7 protein-coding genes are annotated in these 16,256 nt (G+C 73.8%); 1 reads left to right on the forward strand and 6 read right to left on the reverse strand.

The annotated features are described in order from the left end of the window. Window positions 1–205 (forward strand): hypothetical protein (locus tag VFV89_RS08535; RefSeq protein ID WP_329705499.1); only part of this gene is annotated, 205 nt, incomplete at its 5' end. Between the two features lie 12 nt (window positions 206–217). On the opposite strand, the gene VFV89_RS08540 is transcribed toward VFV89_RS08535, so the two are convergent. The 6 genes from VFV89_RS08540 to VFV89_RS08565 form a co-directional block, all read right to left on the reverse strand. Then, window positions 218–490 (reverse strand): hypothetical protein, encoded by a 273-nt coding sequence (locus tag VFV89_RS08540; RefSeq protein WP_329705500.1) that lies wholly within the window; start codon window positions 488–490, stop codon window positions 218–220. Next, a complete protein-coding gene (locus tag VFV89_RS08545; RefSeq protein WP_329705501.1) occupies window positions 487–5,337 on the reverse strand; it encodes a choice-of-anchor D domain-containing protein in 4,851 nt (1,616 codons plus the stop codon). The genes VFV89_RS08540 and VFV89_RS08545 overlap by 4 nt, the downstream gene beginning before the upstream one ends. After that, a complete protein-coding gene (locus VFV89_RS08550) occupies window positions 5,334–9,284 on the reverse strand; it encodes a hypothetical protein (RefSeq protein WP_329705502.1) in 3,951 nt (1,316 codons plus the stop codon). The genes VFV89_RS08545 and VFV89_RS08550 overlap by 4 nt, the downstream gene beginning before the upstream one ends. A 1-nt stretch (window position 9,285) precedes the next feature. After that, entirely contained in the window at window positions 9,286–10,305 is a 1,020-nt protein-coding gene (locus VFV89_RS08555; protein WP_329705503.1) for a hypothetical protein, read from the reverse strand. Beyond that, complete coding sequence (locus tag VFV89_RS08560; RefSeq protein WP_329705504.1) at window positions 10,302–12,098, reverse strand: hypothetical protein; 1,797 nt, start codon at window positions 12,096–12,098, stop codon at window positions 10,302–10,304. Before VFV89_RS08560 ends, VFV89_RS08555 begins: the two co-directional genes overlap by 4 nt. Beyond that, the coding region (locus VFV89_RS08565; protein ID WP_329705505.1) for a DUF6603 domain-containing protein at window positions 12,091–16,256 on the reverse strand (4,166 nt) is incomplete at its 5' end. The genes VFV89_RS08560 and VFV89_RS08565, both read right to left, overlap by 8 nt.

Consider the following 16,256-nt stretch of genomic DNA (forward strand, 5'->3'; position numbering starts at 1 on the left):
CGGTCCGCCCATCTCGACCGACCCGCCGGTCCCCGACGTGCCGTACGGCGGCCCCGCCGACGCCGTCGACGCCGCCACGGTGCGCGCGCCGATGACTGCCCAGAGCGTCGCGAAGGGCGTGGGCAAGGCTGCCCTCTGGGTCGGCATCCGCGCCGTGCTCTTCTTCGCGGTGAAGGCCCTCGTCAAGGGCCTCGCCAAGCGCTGACCCGGCGCTCGGTCAGGCCGGGACGGCGCGCCGCCACTCGCGGCGGGCGGCCACGGCGAGCGCGAGCGCGATCGCGGCCGGCACGAGCGCGAACATCCACTCGAGCTCGCCACCGCCCGAGTCGGGGTGCGCGCCGGTGAGCCGCTCGATCCAGTCCGGCACCACCGCGGTGACCGCGGCGAGCACCGCGGCGAGGCCGGCCAGCGCCGCCTCGACCCAGAACCTCGCCCGCAGGCCACCGCCCGTGGCCGGCTGCTTCTGCTCCTGCCCCTGTGCATCGATCATCCGACTGCCTCCGCCTGATCTGAGATTCCCAGCTGTTCGAAGAGCACGGCCACCATTCCGGCCGCGGTCGTGGTGCCCCGCCCGACGAGCGTCACCACCTGGCCCTGGCCGCCGTCGCCGGTCACGGTGAGCCCGCTGCGGACCTCGCCGTTCGCGTTGGGGTCGAAGCGCACCGTGACACTCGTCGATCCGCTCGGCGGGATCGTGAACGGCAGCGCCGGGGGCGCCGGCAGCGAGAAGCGGGCGTTGCCGCGCGGATCGGGGGCGAGCCCGGTGATCCGCAGCGGTGCGTCCCCGAGGTTGCGCAGCTCGAGGGCCAGGTCGCTGGGTGCGCCCGTGCGCACCACGCCGAACTCGACGAACGCCCGCGCACCCAGCCGCGGGGCACCCGCGGCGACGCCGAAGCCGGTCACCTTCACCGGCACCGTCGGGTTCTCGGTGTCGTCGGACCGGACGGTGAGGAAGGCACCCCGGTCGCCGACTGCAGTCGGGGAGAAGACGACGTCGAAGGTCCGCCGTTCGCCGGGGGCCATCGTCAGGGGGAGGACGGCACCGGGCGGTACGGACTCGACGGTCACGTCCCCGACGGCGCCCTCGATGCCGGTGACGTGGACGTCGGCGGCACCGACGCTGTGGAGCACCAGCGGGCGGCGCACGGTCTCGCCGACCTGCAGGTCGCCGAAGCCGAGGTCCGCCTCGACGTGCAGCGCCGGCCCGGTGGGGACCCGCAGCTCCCAGGCCGAGCGCCCGTAGGTGCCGACCCGGACCACCGGCGGGTTGACGCTCATGTCGGCGGCGATCGCCTGCACGCCGGCGCGGGGGAGGTTCGGTCCGATCCGCTCCCAGCTCGGCCCGGCCGGGTCCAGCCTGAGGACGCCGAGGTCGGTGGCCAGCAACAGCCGGGACGGGTTGACGGTGGTGTCCCACACGGCGCCGTGCACCGGTACGTCGGGCAGGTTGCCCGCCGCCGCGTCGAAGACACCCCCGAGCTCCCGCCAGGGCACCGCGCCGCCGGTGGTGCGGCCCTGGTTGGTTGTCTCGAAGACGTGCCGGGTGCGGCGGCTGGTCGCCGTACGGCTGTATCCCGAGCAGACGACGGCGACCCGCTGGCCGTTGGGCACCTGCGGGTCCTCGAGGATCTGGGAGATGAAGCTGCGGGCGCCGACGTCGGACGCGAAGTTCGCCGGCGCGCCGGCGCCCAGGAACGACGCCCCGTCGTTGGTCGAGAGGCGCACCCGATAGTTGCGGTTGTTGCCGAACAGTGCCCCGGTGGCGAGCCACAGCCGGCCGTCGACGGGTGCGTGCAGCGCGGTGATGAAGTCGGCGAACACCGCCATCGCGACGAAGGAGATCCCTCCGTTCGTGCTCCGGTAGAGCGTGCGGTCCATGGACACGAAGATCTTGGTCGAGGGACCTCCGGCGACCGGCACCATGGCGATCCTGACGAGATAGCCGCTCCCCGGCAGCCCCCGGCCGATCGCGAGCCCGACGACACGGGGGGCCGCACCGGGCGCGCCGTTGCCGGCGACGCCGTCGAGGATGAAGGAGTTCGCGTCGAGCACCGTGATCTGCCGGCCGGCGCCGTTGGCCGCCGCGTTGCCGGTCACGTCCGAGACCGTGACCTGGTCGCCGGTGAGGAACCCGTGCCCCTGTGCGGTGACCACGATCGGGTTGGCGTTGGTGGTGGTGAAGACCGGCAGCGAGCCGTTGACGCCGGGACCCCGCAGCCGCCCGGTCCGGGAGACGTACTGCCCCGAGGCCGAGCCGTCGGAGCCGTCGAGGGAGAGCCGGGTCGGCGAGATCACGGTGACCTGCCAGGCGGACCGGGCGTCGGTGTTGTTGGCCGCGACGTTGCCCTCGACCGTCTCGATCCGCACCCGCTGGCCCGTGGCACAGCCGTGCGGCGTCGCGGTCTCGATCTCGATCGGCGCGCTGAGCGTGGCGGCCACGATGTCGACCTGGGTGAGGAAGCGGTCCCCCGTCACCCGCGGGAACGGTCCGAACGCCGGCACCGTCGTGCCGTTCTTCCCGTTCAGCGTGAACCGTCGCTTGTCCACCACGGTGACCGTGGCCGCGCCGTTGGCCAGGTTGTTGCCACCCCGGACCCCGGAGATCGTGACCACGTCCCCGGTCCGGAAGGAGTGCCCCGCCACGGTGACCCGGACCGGGTTGGTGTTCTCGACGTTCTCGATCTGGGTACGGCGCTCGGCGAGCCCGGAGTTCGCGAACGACCAGGTGGCCCCGCCGTTCGTCGTCCGCATCAGCTGGCCGTTGCGGGTGCCGAAGACGATGTCGGGGTCGAAGGAGTCCACCGCGACCGGTCCGCCGTCGGCGTCGACCCCCGCCACCCAGACGCCGGACGCGTCGCCGCGCCGGTGCCCGGCGGTGCCGGTGTCCTGCAGGCCGGTGAAGCTCACCGCGTTGTTGCCGGCCCCGCGACCGATGTCGAGCGAGGTCATCAGGTTCGTGGCGACGCCCTGGTTGAGTGCGGTGAAGGTCATCGCCCCGGCGGCCGTCGTGCCCGAGATCGCGACCCCGCCGTCGGTGCCGTGGTAGGCCGGTGTGGGTGCGACCGGCGCGACCGCGGGCGCGAGGTTCCAGCTCCACCACGTCGGCGGCGGGAACACCAGCTCGTGGTGGTCCCAGTGCAGGAGCGTGGTGCTCGGTGACCGGCCGAAGCCGACCATCTGGTCGACACCGCCCGCGGTGACCGGGTTGACCGTCGGCCAGGTCGTCCCGCCGTCGACCGACCGCCAGAGCTGCTGCTGCGCGCCGTAGACGCGGGTGGAGTCCTGGGGGTCGACGGCCACCAGCAGCATGTAGTTGGTGAACCCGCCACCGTCGACGTTGACCCGAGGCGTGAACGCCGGGCACAAGGTCCAGCTGCCACCGAAGTCGCGGCTGCGAAACATGCCGACGAAGATGCCCTGGTTGACTCCCTCGATGTCCTGGACGGAGATGTAGAGGGTGCCGGCGCGCGGCAGCAGCGACTGGGTGAACGCGACCCGGCCGTGCGTGGAGGGCGGACCTCCGGTGTTGCGCATCAGGTTCGGCGAGAGCACGAGCTCGCCGGTGGAGGTGACGGTGAGGCGGAAGAGGCCGCGGTCGGGGTTGAGCGTGGTGGTCCCGAGCAGCCGGCCGGCGCCGGCGAAGTAGGCCGTGTTGAAGGCGTCGGCAGGCCCGGCCAGGGTGGCGCCCGCTCCGCCGTACGCCGCGTTCATGGTCAGGCCGGCCAGCCGGATGGTGTTGGGGTCGCGGACCCGGACGCTGGCCGAGTTGCCGGGCGCGGCGATGCCGGGTAGGCCGAGGACGCTCACGCGGTCGCCGGCGAGCAGGTTGTGCGCGGCGACGGTGAGCTCGACTCCGCCGGCGACGTTGACCGCCGCGGTGATCGCCTGGGGGGCCGCGTGCCGCGGCCCGTCGACGATGCCACCGCCGGCGTACGCCGCGTTGCCGCGGGACCCGACGAGAGCGAAGGTGTCGGGGGAGAGGACCCGGATCGGCCAGGAGCCGTTGGCGTTGGTGTTCCCGGTCACGCCGCTGACCGCGACGATGTCGCCGGTCACCCAGCCGTGCCCCACGCAGGTGACCACGATCGGGTTCGGCGCCGCCGGGTTGGTCGCACCCGTCACCGGCTGGGTGACCGGGTGGGACGGGCCGATCGCGAACCCGCTCACCGCGCCGGTCCCGTTGCCGTCCGAGCCACGTAGCGTGACGTGGTCGGCGTCGACCACGTCGACGACCCACGTGCCGTTGGCCTGGGCGTTGTCGGTCACCCCGCCGATGGTCACCTTGTCGCCCGCCACGAGCCCGTGGTTGGGGAGGGTGACGGCGATGGGAGCCGTCGGGGTGGCGTTGCCGACCCGGATCGTGCGCATCCAGCCCTGGTCGAGCTCCAGCGCCGAGATCAGCCCCGTGCGGACCGGGCGCCCGTCGTCGTACGTCGGATGGTTGGCGCCGAAGTTCCGGCCGCCGTCGCGGGAGTAGTAGAGCCCGGTCTCCGCGGCGACGAGGAGCGTGCCGGCCGCCGGGCAGACCATCCGGATCACACCCCGGTCGGAGAGGAACGGCGGCTGCCTCGCGTCGAAGAGCATCGGGCCGGCGGCGGCGTTGAACGCGCCGGTCATGGTCAGCCCGCCGATCCGCAGGTTGTCCGCGTCGATCCGGCGGACGGGCCCCTCACCCCGGGCGCCGACGATGCCCGGGAGCCCGACCGCGACGACCCGGTCGAGGCTTGCGTAGCCGTGCGCGGCGACGGTGACCCGCACCCCGCCGGCCACGTTGGCGGCGGCGGTGATCGCCTGCGGCGGGCGACCGGCCGGCGAGTTCAGCCGCGACCAGCTCTGGCCGCCGTCGACCGACTTGAACAGACCGGCCGACTTGGCCATGCCGGCCGCGCCGTTGAACAGGTTGCCGGTGCCGATGTAGATCGTGTCGGGGTCCACCGGGTCGATCGCGACCGCTCCGATCGCGGTGGCCGGGAGCTGGTCGGTGACCGGTCGCCACGTCTGGCCGGCGTCGGACGACTTCCAGAGCCCGCCGTTGCCGGCGGCGGCGTACATCGTCCGGGTATCGCCGACCCGCGGGTCGATCGCGATGTCGACGACCTCGCCGGCGACGGGTCCGACCCCCTGGAAGCGCTGGTCGTTGGCCACGTGCTGGGGTGCCGGCCCGATCTGCTGCCACAGGCCGGTGCCCGCTGCCGGCAGTGCCTCGACGTCGCGGACGGCGTAGCGCCACCGCCGGTTGTCGGTCCTGCCGTCGCGGTCGCTCTCCCGCTCCTGCAGCTGCTCCGGCACACCTTCGGACTCGCCCTCGTTGGCGTCGGGGTTGAGTGCTTCGCTCATGGCAGCGGCTCCTCCGGGGTCAGCCTCAGCCAGCCCTCCTGTCCCTCCGACGGCTCGGTGGGGAGCCGGCCGTCGCCCAGGCTGTTGGTGACCGGCTCGTCCAGCCACGTGGAGGCGTCCTTGCGGTGGCTCCAGCTCCAGGTGCCGCGGATGTCGGAGGCGACCGGCATCCGGATCGCCGTCGGGTCGAGCAGGACCGGCCCGAACCTGAACAGGGGCGCGAGCCGCGCCAGGCCGGGAGCCACCCAGGCCCGGCGCATCCCGATCTCCTTGTGCGGCAGGTAGCCGGTGGTCGCGTGCACCTGGCTGTGCGGCTCGACCAGCATCGTGACGTGGACGTCCTGTCCGGGCTGGACCCACAGCACCCCGCTGGTGTCGACGTAGGGATGGTCGACGGGGGTCGCGCCCGGGTCGGCCACGACGCCGAGGTCCTCGGCGAACCGGTCGTAGTAGTCCGAGGTGGTGCTGGCCTGGCCGTTGAACCCCTCGTTGGGGCCGATCGGGCGGGCGAAGTCGGTCACGGCCGGGTCGGGGACCCGAAGCGTCCGGGTGTCGTCGCCGACGAAGTAGCCCAGCAGTCCGTCCTGCCAGTGGCTCAGTGCCCCCAGCCGGACCGGCACCCGCATCCCCTGGACGCGCGCCGGGTCGACGGGCTCGGCGACCTCCACCCGGACCAGCCCCCGCATCACGACGAGCGGGTGGCCGACGAGCAGGGCGAGGTGCTCCTCGCCGATGTGCCCGAACGGGTCGACCGACCAGAGCGAGGTGTCGATGATCCTCAGCAGTGACGAGAGGGCGGTGTCGTGGGCGAGGGTGTCCGGCGTCGAGTCGACCGCCCCCCAGTCGAGGAGCCCCTGGGCGATGCCGGCCAGGTGGCGGTTGGCCACGATCCCCGACGGGGTCGAGCCCAGGGTGGCCGGCTGCCCGGGGGACTCCTCCCAGACGACGCCGGCGGCGGCGTCGAAGCGGACCGCGCCGAGGGCGGTGCCGTCGGCGGCGTAGAGCTGGAGGTCGCCGTCGAGGTGGTTGGGCAGCACGAACCCGCAGACCGGCGAGACGGAGTCGCTGGCCTCGGTGGCGTCGTCCTCGGCGGAGACGAAGCGCAGCCACAGCCGCGCGGGTGCGGTGAACCGCGGGGCGAGCTCGACCAGGTCCGGCCGGTCGGCCACGGAGAGCGGCTCGGAGCAGAGCACCTTGTCCACGTCGGCCGGCCGGTCCGCGCCGGACCCCAGCAGGTCGAGGGTCTGGCCGAAGCAGTCGACCAGGCGGAGCCGGCGGACCTTCAGGAAGCCGCCGCGGAACGCCCAGAAGTCCGGCGGCACCGTGCCGTCGCCGGGTGCCGACTCGCCGTCGGCGGTGAAGTCCGAGCGCAGCATCGAGGTGAACCGGTCCATCGCGCCGACGAGCACGTCCATCTTCTCCAGCTCGTCGGCGATGTGGTCGAGGTCGGCCTGCGCGGCCGCGGCTTGCGCGTCCGCACCGCCGCCCGCGGCCGCGGCCCGGGCCCGCATCCGCTTCTCTGCGTACGACGACCGGAGGGCGGTGACCTGGGCGACCATGTCGCGCGCGGCCTCGGAGTAGAACGTCAGCGTCACCCCGGGCCTGAGCGCGGTGGACCCGCCGGACTGCTGGGCCTGCTCGAGCACCCGGCGTACGGTCGTGGCGGCGGTCCTGGCCGCGCCGCCGGTCAGCAGTGCCCGCCCCGACAGCGACTGCACGGGTGTGGCGTCGGCGGGCGGCAGCACCGCCGGGTCCGCGTCGAAGTCGACCTCCTCGAGCACCCAGCCGGAGACGTCGGTGGCCGCGAACAGCCCCACCTCCCAGTCGAGGTGCAGTGGCACCCAGGGTGCCGCCGGGAGCGCGACGGCGACGGGGGAGGGCAGCGTGCCGGAGAACCCGGAGGCGGCCACCAGCCCTGCGGCGTCGCGGCGGTCGTCGCGGGTGACCCACCACGCGGCCTGCTCGACCGCGAAGACCTCGGTGGCCTCTGCGCGGGAGGTCGCGCGCGCCGCCTCCGCGCGGGCGCCCGGCATCCGGCCGACGGCCGTGGCCCACACCGCCGCCGCGCTCTCCGCGCTGCCCGGGTCGAGCAGCGCCAGCTCGGTGAGCAGGTCCTGGCACTCGGGAGGTACGCCGCCGTGGTCGAGGCCTCGCAGCAGCAGGTCCTCGCCGCGGATGCCGGCCACCGACCTGGTCAGCCGCGCCGGCCTCAGCTCGGTGACGTGGTCGCCGCTGAGCCGGCAGACCAGCTTGCCCGACTCCGCGTGGAGGTGGTCGAAGCCGTGCTTGAAGGAGCGTCCGGCGTTCTCGAGGAGGAAGACCGGGTCGGCGGGCACGAAGAACCGCGGCAGCGCGCGCTCGGCGGACACCGTCTCCGCGGGCGCGTCGGCGTTGGGCGCCGGCGGGTTCGGCACCCGCACTCGCTTCGCCTCCACGACGGTACGGACCAGGTCGTCCATCGAGCCGCGCTTGAGCTTGGGCGAGATGGCGGCCTGCTGCTCCACCCGGCTCGCTGCGCTCAGGACGCCCCCGGTCGCGCTCGACCCCGGCGCTCCCTTGACGGGCGGCCTGGTCGGCGGCACCGCCTGACCGGCGAAGACGCCGGGATCGGTCTTGGCCGGGTCGGCGACGACCGAGGTCGCGGGGGCCGTCGGGTGCTGCACGAGCTCCTCGGTCACGGTGCCGCCCGGCAGGCTGCCGAACCCCGAGGCGTGCAGCAGGGCGTCGATCCGGGCCGGGCCGTCGGGCTGGTCGAGCTCCTCGGTGCCGCCGAGCAGGACGGCCTCGAGCACCCGGGCCTCGTCACCGGCGCCCTGGTTGTCGGCGAGCCGCGCGGCCAGCGCCTCGACGAGCGTGTTGCCGATGGTGACGGTGACCGCGTCAGCCGGCGGCGGCCCGCCGGCGTCCCCGCCCACGAGGCCGTCGGGTGCGACCCCGATGCCGACGCCCGGCCAGCCCAGGCCGACGACGGCGCCGTGGTAGAGGGTGAGCTCCGGCCACGACACCGCGCGGGCAGCCCACCGGCCGCGCACGGCCGCGTCGGTCGAGGCGAGCAGCGTGGCCGGGTCGTTCCGGATGCCCTCCGGCACCACGGACTTCCCGGCGGCGGCGGTCGTCACCTTGCTGAAGGTCGCCTCGCGGGTGGCCAGGCCGGCGGACGTGGCGGCGCGGATGCGGTCGTCGGCGTACGTGAAGGCGGCCTTGATCGCGTCGGAGTTGATCTCCCACCCCAGCTCGTCGAGCCGGGCCTCGAACCGGCTCGGGGACGAGAGCCCCTCGCCGATCGGGTCGTCGAGGTGCCGGCTGTGCCACCCGCACACGAGGTAGGCGATCGGCCCCTTGGCGTCTACGAGGTCGTCGTGGAAGCCGAGCCGGTTCTCGACGTTGTCGAAGTACGCCGACCAGCCGGCGTCGCCGTGCCCGAGCGCGGTGAGGGGCTGGATGCCGGCGACGTCGGTCCGGTCGGGGTCGGAGGGCTCGGTCCAGGCATCGAGGGGGGTGACCACCGGCTCCTCGCCGTCGGACTCGAGGATCCACGAGGTCACCGCCCGGCGCCCGCCGGTGCTCGGGGTGGAGACCCTGGTGACCAGCCAGCGGTCGGGGACCGCGGGGAAGGAGACGTCGCCGGCCGCGGCGGTGCCGACGCCGCTGGTGAGAGCGTCGGGGAGCGCCCAGTGCAGGTAGGCGCCCTTGGCGCGGGGCTCGCGCTCGGCGAAGGGTGCGGCGAGGTGGTGGTAGGCCTCGTCGTCGGGGTCGCCGTCCGGGGGCGGCGGCGTCATCCGGGTGTCCGCCCAGACACCACCTTCCTCGCGCACCATCAGCACGTCGAGCTGCACCGGGACCATGACCCGCGGTGTCCGGGCCACCCGGGGGTCCCACGTGCCGAGGACACCGGCCGACAGGCCGTGAGCGAGCGTGGCGGCGATGAGGCGGTCGTCGAAGGGCATCTCAGGGCACCCCCAGGATGAGCTTGACGTTGGTGAGCAGCCCCGCCTGCTGGACGAGGCCGGTGACGTTGACGAAGGTCCGGTCCACGGGCTCGCCGGTGTCGGCGTGGTCCTCGGTGCCCTCGAAGTGCTGGCGCCACGGCGGGTCCAGGACGCTGATCGCGAACGCCGCGGCGCCGGTCTGGTTGACCGCCTGAGGGTGCGTCGCGCGGGCGGCCTGCAGCGCGTCGCGCAGCGCCGCGACCCGCACCACGTCCCGGTGTGCGCTCCGGGTGGGCACGGTCACCGGCACCGCGTCGTTGTTGACCAGGACCTGGTGGCCGGTCGGGTCGCGCAGCGGGACCGCCAGCGCCGAGCCGCGGTGCCGGACGCCGAACTGGACGCCGTGGTGCGGCTCCTCGAGGATCACCATCCGCGGCTCGCCCTCGAAGAGCCCGATCATCACCGACGGGGACAGCACCTCGAGCCGCAGCAGCGGCAGTTGGTGCTGGACGACCTGGGCGTCGCCCGCGGTGAACGGCTCCTGCAGCACCGCGTCGTACGCGCGGACGTCCATGTGCGGCCAGCCGCGCACCGCGCTCGAGCGCAGCACGAAGCCGGTGACCACCGTCGCCTCCTCGGCGTTCGCGTCGCTCTCCTGCTTGGCCGTCACGAAGTCCTCGCCGCGCTGCAGCGGCCGGACCATCCGCTCGCTCTGGTCGAGCAGCTGCGCGACCACCGAGGCCCGCGCCTGGTAGTGCGCCTCCTCGCGCGAGCCGATCTGCCCGACGGCCACCGCCCCGTCGACGAGCCGGTCGGTCCACGAGCGGTCGAGGTAGAAGAACCGGATCGACTCGGTCGGCAGCAGCCGCTCGTCGGGCACGAGGTACTCGAACGGCACCCCGACCAGGCAGCGCAGGTGCGCGAGGAAGGACTCCATGTACGGCGGCAGGTCGCCCTCGGGCTGGAGCGTCGCCTCCTGTGCCGGGTGGATGAGCCGCTCGTGCAGGACCGCGCGGCTGGTGGTCACGGGGATCCTCATCGCGGTGGCTCCTCCTCCCGGCCCCTCTCTGGGCCCGTCTCCGGCTCTCCGAACTGCCGGACCGCCTCGATCGCCCGGTCCCGGACGTCGGCCAGCGCGGCCATCCCCTCGCCGTCCTGCAGGAGCTCGTCCAGCGTGCTGAACAGCTGCTCGGGCGCTGGGACGTAGACCGCCCGGGTCAGCCCCGGCTCCTCGCCGAGCAGCACCCGTGCCTCGTCGGCGGTCTTCAGCCCGAACGCCTTGGCGACCCGCTCGGGCTCCAGCAGCGGGCTGGACAGCGCCAGGTCGATGCCGAGCGGGTCGGCCGGCGCCACGATGCCGGCGGTGATCTTGGTGAGCACGTCGAGCGAGTAGCGCAGCGCCACGGGGTCGACCGGGTCGAGCACCTCGGTGAGCTTCATCCTGGCCTGCAGCAGGGTGATGCTGGAGTCGCGGGCGCTGGCTCGGAACGAGCCGCGCCGCCACCGCATCAGCTCCTGGGCGAGCCGGGCGTCAGCGGCGGCGAGCAGCCTGCCGACCTCGAAGGCGGCGGCGTAGGAGATGTTCTCCGCGCCGGTCTCGGCGGCGACCCGGCGGGCCTGGTCGGCGCTGTGGTAGGGCCCGAGTGGGTCGCGGGTGAGCGGCTGGGAGACCAGCGGCCCGCGGTACCACGACTCCTCCGGGGCACCGAGCCGGTCGATGACGTCGATCTTGATGTGGCCGGTGTCGGTGACCTTCAGCTTGGTGGCCGGGTCGACCTCTCCCATCATCCCGACGTCCAGCCCCTGCATCAGCTGGCGGAAGGTGCCGTCGCCCTCGCAGGTGAACGTCCAGCTGTGCAGCAGCACGAGCCGGGCCGGCGGGTGCAGCACCACCGACCCGACAGTGAACCGCTCCCGGTCGGCCAGGCTGGGTCTCGCGACGGCCTCCAGGTTGGCCAGCGAGTTGGCCGAGCCGAGCTCGGTCGCGGTGCGGAGCTGCCGCTCCGGGGCCGCCCGGGCGACCAGGCGCATCGCGTCGGCGGCCGCGGGGGTCACCTGGGTGCCGAGCGCGCTCTGAGCCAGCTCGGCCGGAGCGGACATCTCGGCGAACTCGAGGTCGGAGAACACCCCACCCCCGACGGGCTGGGTGGTGTCGGTGGTGGGGAGGAGGTCGGTCCGCTCCTCGACCGAGACCAGGCACGCGACGTACGACCCGCCGTCGTGCGGGATCCGGTTGCCCATGACCACCGCGAAGTAGCCGTCGGAGTCGCCGGCGGACAGCTCGCGGTCGTCGACGTTGACCTGCCGGACGTGGGTCAGCAGCCGCAGCTCGTCGGGCATCGGCAGGATGCTGCGCAGCAGCTGCTCGTCGGCCTCGACTGCGTCGCACCGGATCCCGGCCGGCCGGCCCAGCCGCTCGAAGACCGCGGGCGGCACCACGTCGGTGAGGGGCTGGTTGCGCAGGATCGTGCACTCCGACTGCTCGAGCAGCACCAGCGCCAGGAAGGGGTACGGCGTCTCGTCGCCAGCCACGGTGTAGGCGTCGCCCAGCGCCCGCTCCCACGGGAGCGTGCGGCGCCCGAGGGCGATGTGCGGCAGCGCCGAGTCGAAGGGGCCGTGCCCGTTGCGCGGCGGGAACACGCCCGCCACCTCGGTCGGCGCCAGCGCGAATCGCGGACCCTCGACGTCGAAGAAGAAGTCCTGGCCCGGCAGGGGAGTGGCGGTGCCGGGGACGGTGACGTCGGTGCTCACGCGCAGGCGGTACTCACCCGCGAGCAGCGGCGGTCGGATGTAGTCGTAGAGGACCATCTCCCCGACCTTCGGGTCAGCCATCGCCGTCACCTCGCCGCTTCTCGATCCGGACGGTGAGCGACCCGTCGGGGGTCAGCTGCTCGTCGGGCACCAGCTCGGTCAGGGTCGAGCCCGCCAGCGCGGCCGCCCACTCCGCGGCGGTGCCGGTGCTGCCGACGACGCCGGCGAGGGTCGCCGGGCCGGTGACGCCGACCGAGACGAGCATCAGGTCGCGGGAGCGGTCCGCCTTGACGTCGTAGAGGTAGAGCGTGCGGCGTCCGGCCGCCACCTGGATCGGCAGGGGCTCCGCGCGCCCGCCGTCGACGGTGACGACCACGTCGTCGGGGCCGGGCAGGGCGTCGGTGCTGTTGTCGAGGAGGACGCCGACCACGCTCAGCTCGGTCGGCAGCTCGGTCCCGGTGAGCTGCTGGTCGGCCAGCGCGGCCGCGATGGCGACCACGCCCGAGGCGGCTCGCTGCGCCCGCACCGTCACCGCGGCCGGGGTGCCCAGCCGCAGCACCGAGCCACGGGCCAGCAGCGTGGTCGGCCCGACCTGGACCGCCCGGCCGCTGCTCTCCCAGCCCAGGACCACCCGTCCGCCGGACGTCGCCGCGCCGGCGACCGCGCCGCGGCCGCCCTTCCTGCTCGCCGAGGCATCGCCATTGGCGCCGTCCGCGTGCCGGCCCATGGCGGTGATCGCGACCATGCCGACCCCGTCGTCCAGCTTGAACCGGTGCTCGCCGCCGTCGGCGAAGAGCTGCTCGCCGACCTCGTCGTCACGCAGCGCGGTGCCGGCGGTGCTCAGCTCGGTCACCCGGACCGCGGAGTCACCGCGCAGGACCAGGTCCCAGCCGTCGCCGAGCGGGAGCTCCCAGACGTGGGTGACCCCGGCTCGGAGGTCGACGCCCTTGCTCACCGCCTTGGTGAGCCGCTCGAGGGTCGCGGCCTCCGCGCGACCGGTCGGGGCGCCGAGGGCGGCCGACCGCAGGGACCGGGCGGACCGTGCGATCCGGGTCGGCTGGGCGTCGTCGCTGCCGGGCCGGCGTACGAGCGCCAGTCCGGCCGTCTGCCACGAGGTCACCAGCTCGTCGCGGACGTTGACGACGGGCCGGCGACCGGTCTCGCCCCTGGGTCCCGGGATCGTTCCGGGCTGGGGCTCGGGCTGGTGCACCGACCGCGGCAGGGTGGTCCGGGCGGCCGGCGCGGCGCCCGCGGTCACCAGCGGCCGCTGCATCACCGTGCGCAGCCGTGGCCGGCGCAGCTCGACCCCGGCGACCGGACCCACGCGCACCACCGGCGGGGGGACTCCGATCCCCTCGTCCTCCAGCGTGAAGCCCTCGCTCAGCGCCGAGAGCACCGGCGGCGCCGAGCGGCGGTTGGCCAGGGCCTCGAGCGCCACCGGCCCGTAGCCGCCAGGCCGCAGCTCGCTGTCGGCCCGCAGCTCGGCGAACGCCTCGCTGGTGCCCAGGATACCGACCGCGCCGTCGACGAGCTTGCGGTTGTCGAGGCCGGCGGCGACGCCGGCGACCTGCGTCCAGGCCGCACCGACTTCGAGGATGTGCGCGACCACGGCGGGGTCGCGCCTCGCGAACGGCAGCGGCCGGACGTTGCCGAAGTCGACCAGGGTGCCGATCGGGATGACCGCGCTCGGGTTGCGCAGGCCGGCGATCCCGTCGAGCTTGATCCCGGAGAGCACCGGCAGGGTGTTGGCCGCGGCCGGGGGCTTGAGGTCCGGGAAGTAGTGGTAGGTCGCCTCGGACACCTGCGTGATCAGCGGGGTCACCCGGAACAGCGCGTGGCGCAGGACGAGCGCCCCGTCGGCGGGTGCGGGCTGGCTGTCGGGCACCATCGCCACGAACGCACCGCCGCCCTCGGGCCGGCGGGCGAGGGTGACGACGTGTACGACCTTGAGGCCGTTGTGGGCGACGTACATCGGGGCGAGGTCGAAGTCGTAGACGCCGGAGAGCTTCTCGACCGTGCCGAAGACCGTCGAGCCGATCTGGGCCTCGGTCATCGGGGTGGTGAGCTGGAGCGCGAAGCCTCGGGCCGGCATCCGCGACTCGGTGCGCAGGGTCCACTCCGCCGAGAGCCGCCACGGCTGCTCCTCGGTGCCGGGCGCGACCGGTCCGCCCGCCGGCTCGGCGGGTAGCAGGCCGCTCTCCACCTGCGCCTGGACGCTGCCGGCGTTGACGTCGCCGGCCTTGACGTAGAGCGCGACGAACTCGTCCCAGTGCTTCGGCGGCGGCTTGGGCAGCGCGTCGTCGCCGAACGGCACGGTCACCGAGACCGGTCCGAGGTCGGCCTTGACCCGGCCGTGGAACGGCGGGCCCTCCAGCCGCAGCGTGGCCCCGACCGACACGTTGAAGTTGATCGTCACGCAGGCGAAGAAGCACACCCGGAAGCGGAACTTGGCGCCGACGCTGATCCCGATCTCGGCGAGGTAGTGGAACGGGTCGCGGGTGACCAGGATGTCGGCGTACGCCGTGAACCAGAGCTGCAGCCAGCCGGGGCCGTACGTCGCCTCGACCCGGGTGCCGGTCATGATCGCGGTGTTGGTGAGCGCGAAGTAGGACTCGCCCTTGATGTGCACGACGCCGAGGAAGGTCCACTGGAAGCCGATCCGGGGCACGACCGGGTACTCCGGCCGGGGCACGAACGCCGGGTGGTAGCCACCGAGGGTGAGCAGGAACTGCGACTCGCGGAACCACGTGAAGAAGGCGAAGCCGCCGGTGAGCCGGCAGTCGCGGCTGATGAGCCACGAGTTGTCGGTGAGCTGGGCCTGCACGGAGAACAGCCCCTCGGCGGTGGAGAACCGGGCCTTGAGCGCGAGCTCGACACTGACGATGGCGGCGTCGTCGGCCGGCAGCGCCATCCGGGCGACGCCGAGGAGGCCGACCTCGGCGCCGTTGTTCAGGGCGACGTAGACCACCGCGGTGATGTTGACCAGCTCGAAGGAGGTGCCGCGGATGCCGGCGGCGAACCAGAGCGCACCGCGCGCGGGCGGCACCTGGTCGCGGAACGCGTAGAGCGCCTGCATCGGGTTGTTCGCCAGCGCCTCGGGCCGGTCCAGCGCCTTGACCAGCATGAAGTTCGGGATCTCGTTGAGGTCCTCCGGCACGACGAGCCGCCGGTTGTAGCCGAGGCCGAGGGCGACACCGGTGAGGTTGATGATCGGCGTGATCCCGATCGGCACGAACACGCCGCCGAAGATGGCCAGCGAGGTGAACTCGTCGGCGCCGGACCCGACCACCGCGTAGGAGCCGATCACGATCGCGCCAATGTTGCCGACCTTGACCAGCAGCATGCCGTCGTACTCGATGGGCGGGCCGTCGAACTTGACCAGCCCGCCGGCGATGGCGATCGCCGGTCCGCTGTAGCCGACGGCCAGCCCCTTCAGGTCGAGCACCCACGTGCTGGGGTCGCCGACGGTCGCGTAGGGGATCGCGACCGAGAGCTCGTCGACCTGCGCGGACAGCCCGGCGATGCTGACCCCGCCGGTGATCGCGAGGGTGAGCCGGGTGCTGCTGACGCCCGCGCCGACCTCGTCGATGAAGATCGGGCCGAAGCCGTTGTGGATCGGGATCCACAGCAGTCCGTCCTGGCCGCCGACCAGCACGCGCAGGGCGCTGGTGTCGCCGCCGTCGTCCCAGTACCACGCATCGATGTCGGCGGCGGGGTTCACCGTCTGGGCGTCGCCTTGGGCGCCGCCGGAGCCGCCCGACGACAGCAGGTTCGAGGCGACGGGGTTGGAGCCGCCGCCGGAGCCGAGCGCGGCCGCGAGCGGCAGCCCGAAGCCGCCGAGCTGGATGCCCGCGCCACCGTGGGCCGCCACCAGGTCACCGGTGCCGGTCTCGAGGTCGACGAAGACGAAGGTGCGCACCGAGCCGAGGCGCAGCACCGACTCCGAGACCAGCGGGGTGCCGTCCTGCTTGGCCAGCCCGACTCCCACGCCGCGCAGCTGGACGCCGAGGTCGAACTCGACGCCGCCGGAGCCGGTGTCGAGGAGGAACACCTGCAGCCCGTCCGGCGCGTTGCTGCCCCAGGCGGCCGGCGCGCCGAACAGCACGTCCAGCTCGAGGTCGCCGACGGGGATCTTCTGCTGGCCGGAGAGGCCGAGGCCGATCCGGCCGGCATCGGTGGCGAGGCTGAGGTTGAGGTCGCCGAGCGGTACGTCGACCGTGTCGGCCGCGGCGACCGCGA

The organism is Nocardioides sp. (assembly GCF_036274455.1).
GTDB lineage: Bacteria > Actinomycetota > Actinomycetes > Propionibacteriales > Nocardioidaceae > Nocardioides.

Coding starts and splice junctions, on each gene's coding strand:
- VFV89_RS08560 (WP_329705504.1), bottom strand. CDS start 12,098: ATGGCTGACCCGAAGGTCGGGGAGATGGTCCTCTACGACTACATCCGA.
- VFV89_RS08550 (WP_329705502.1), bottom strand. CDS start 9,284: ATGCCCTTCGACGACCGCCTCATCGCCGCCACGCTCGCTCACGGCCTG.
- VFV89_RS08555 (WP_329705503.1), bottom strand. CDS start 10,305: ATGAGGATCCCCGTGACCACCAGCCGCGCGGTCCTGCACGAGCGGCTC.
- VFV89_RS08540 (WP_329705500.1), bottom strand. CDS start 490: ATGATCGATGCACAGGGGCAGGAGCAGAAGCAGCCGGCCACGGGCGGT.
- VFV89_RS08545 (WP_329705501.1), bottom strand. CDS start 5,337: ATGAGCGAAGCACTCAACCCCGACGCCAACGAGGGCGAGTCCGAAGGT.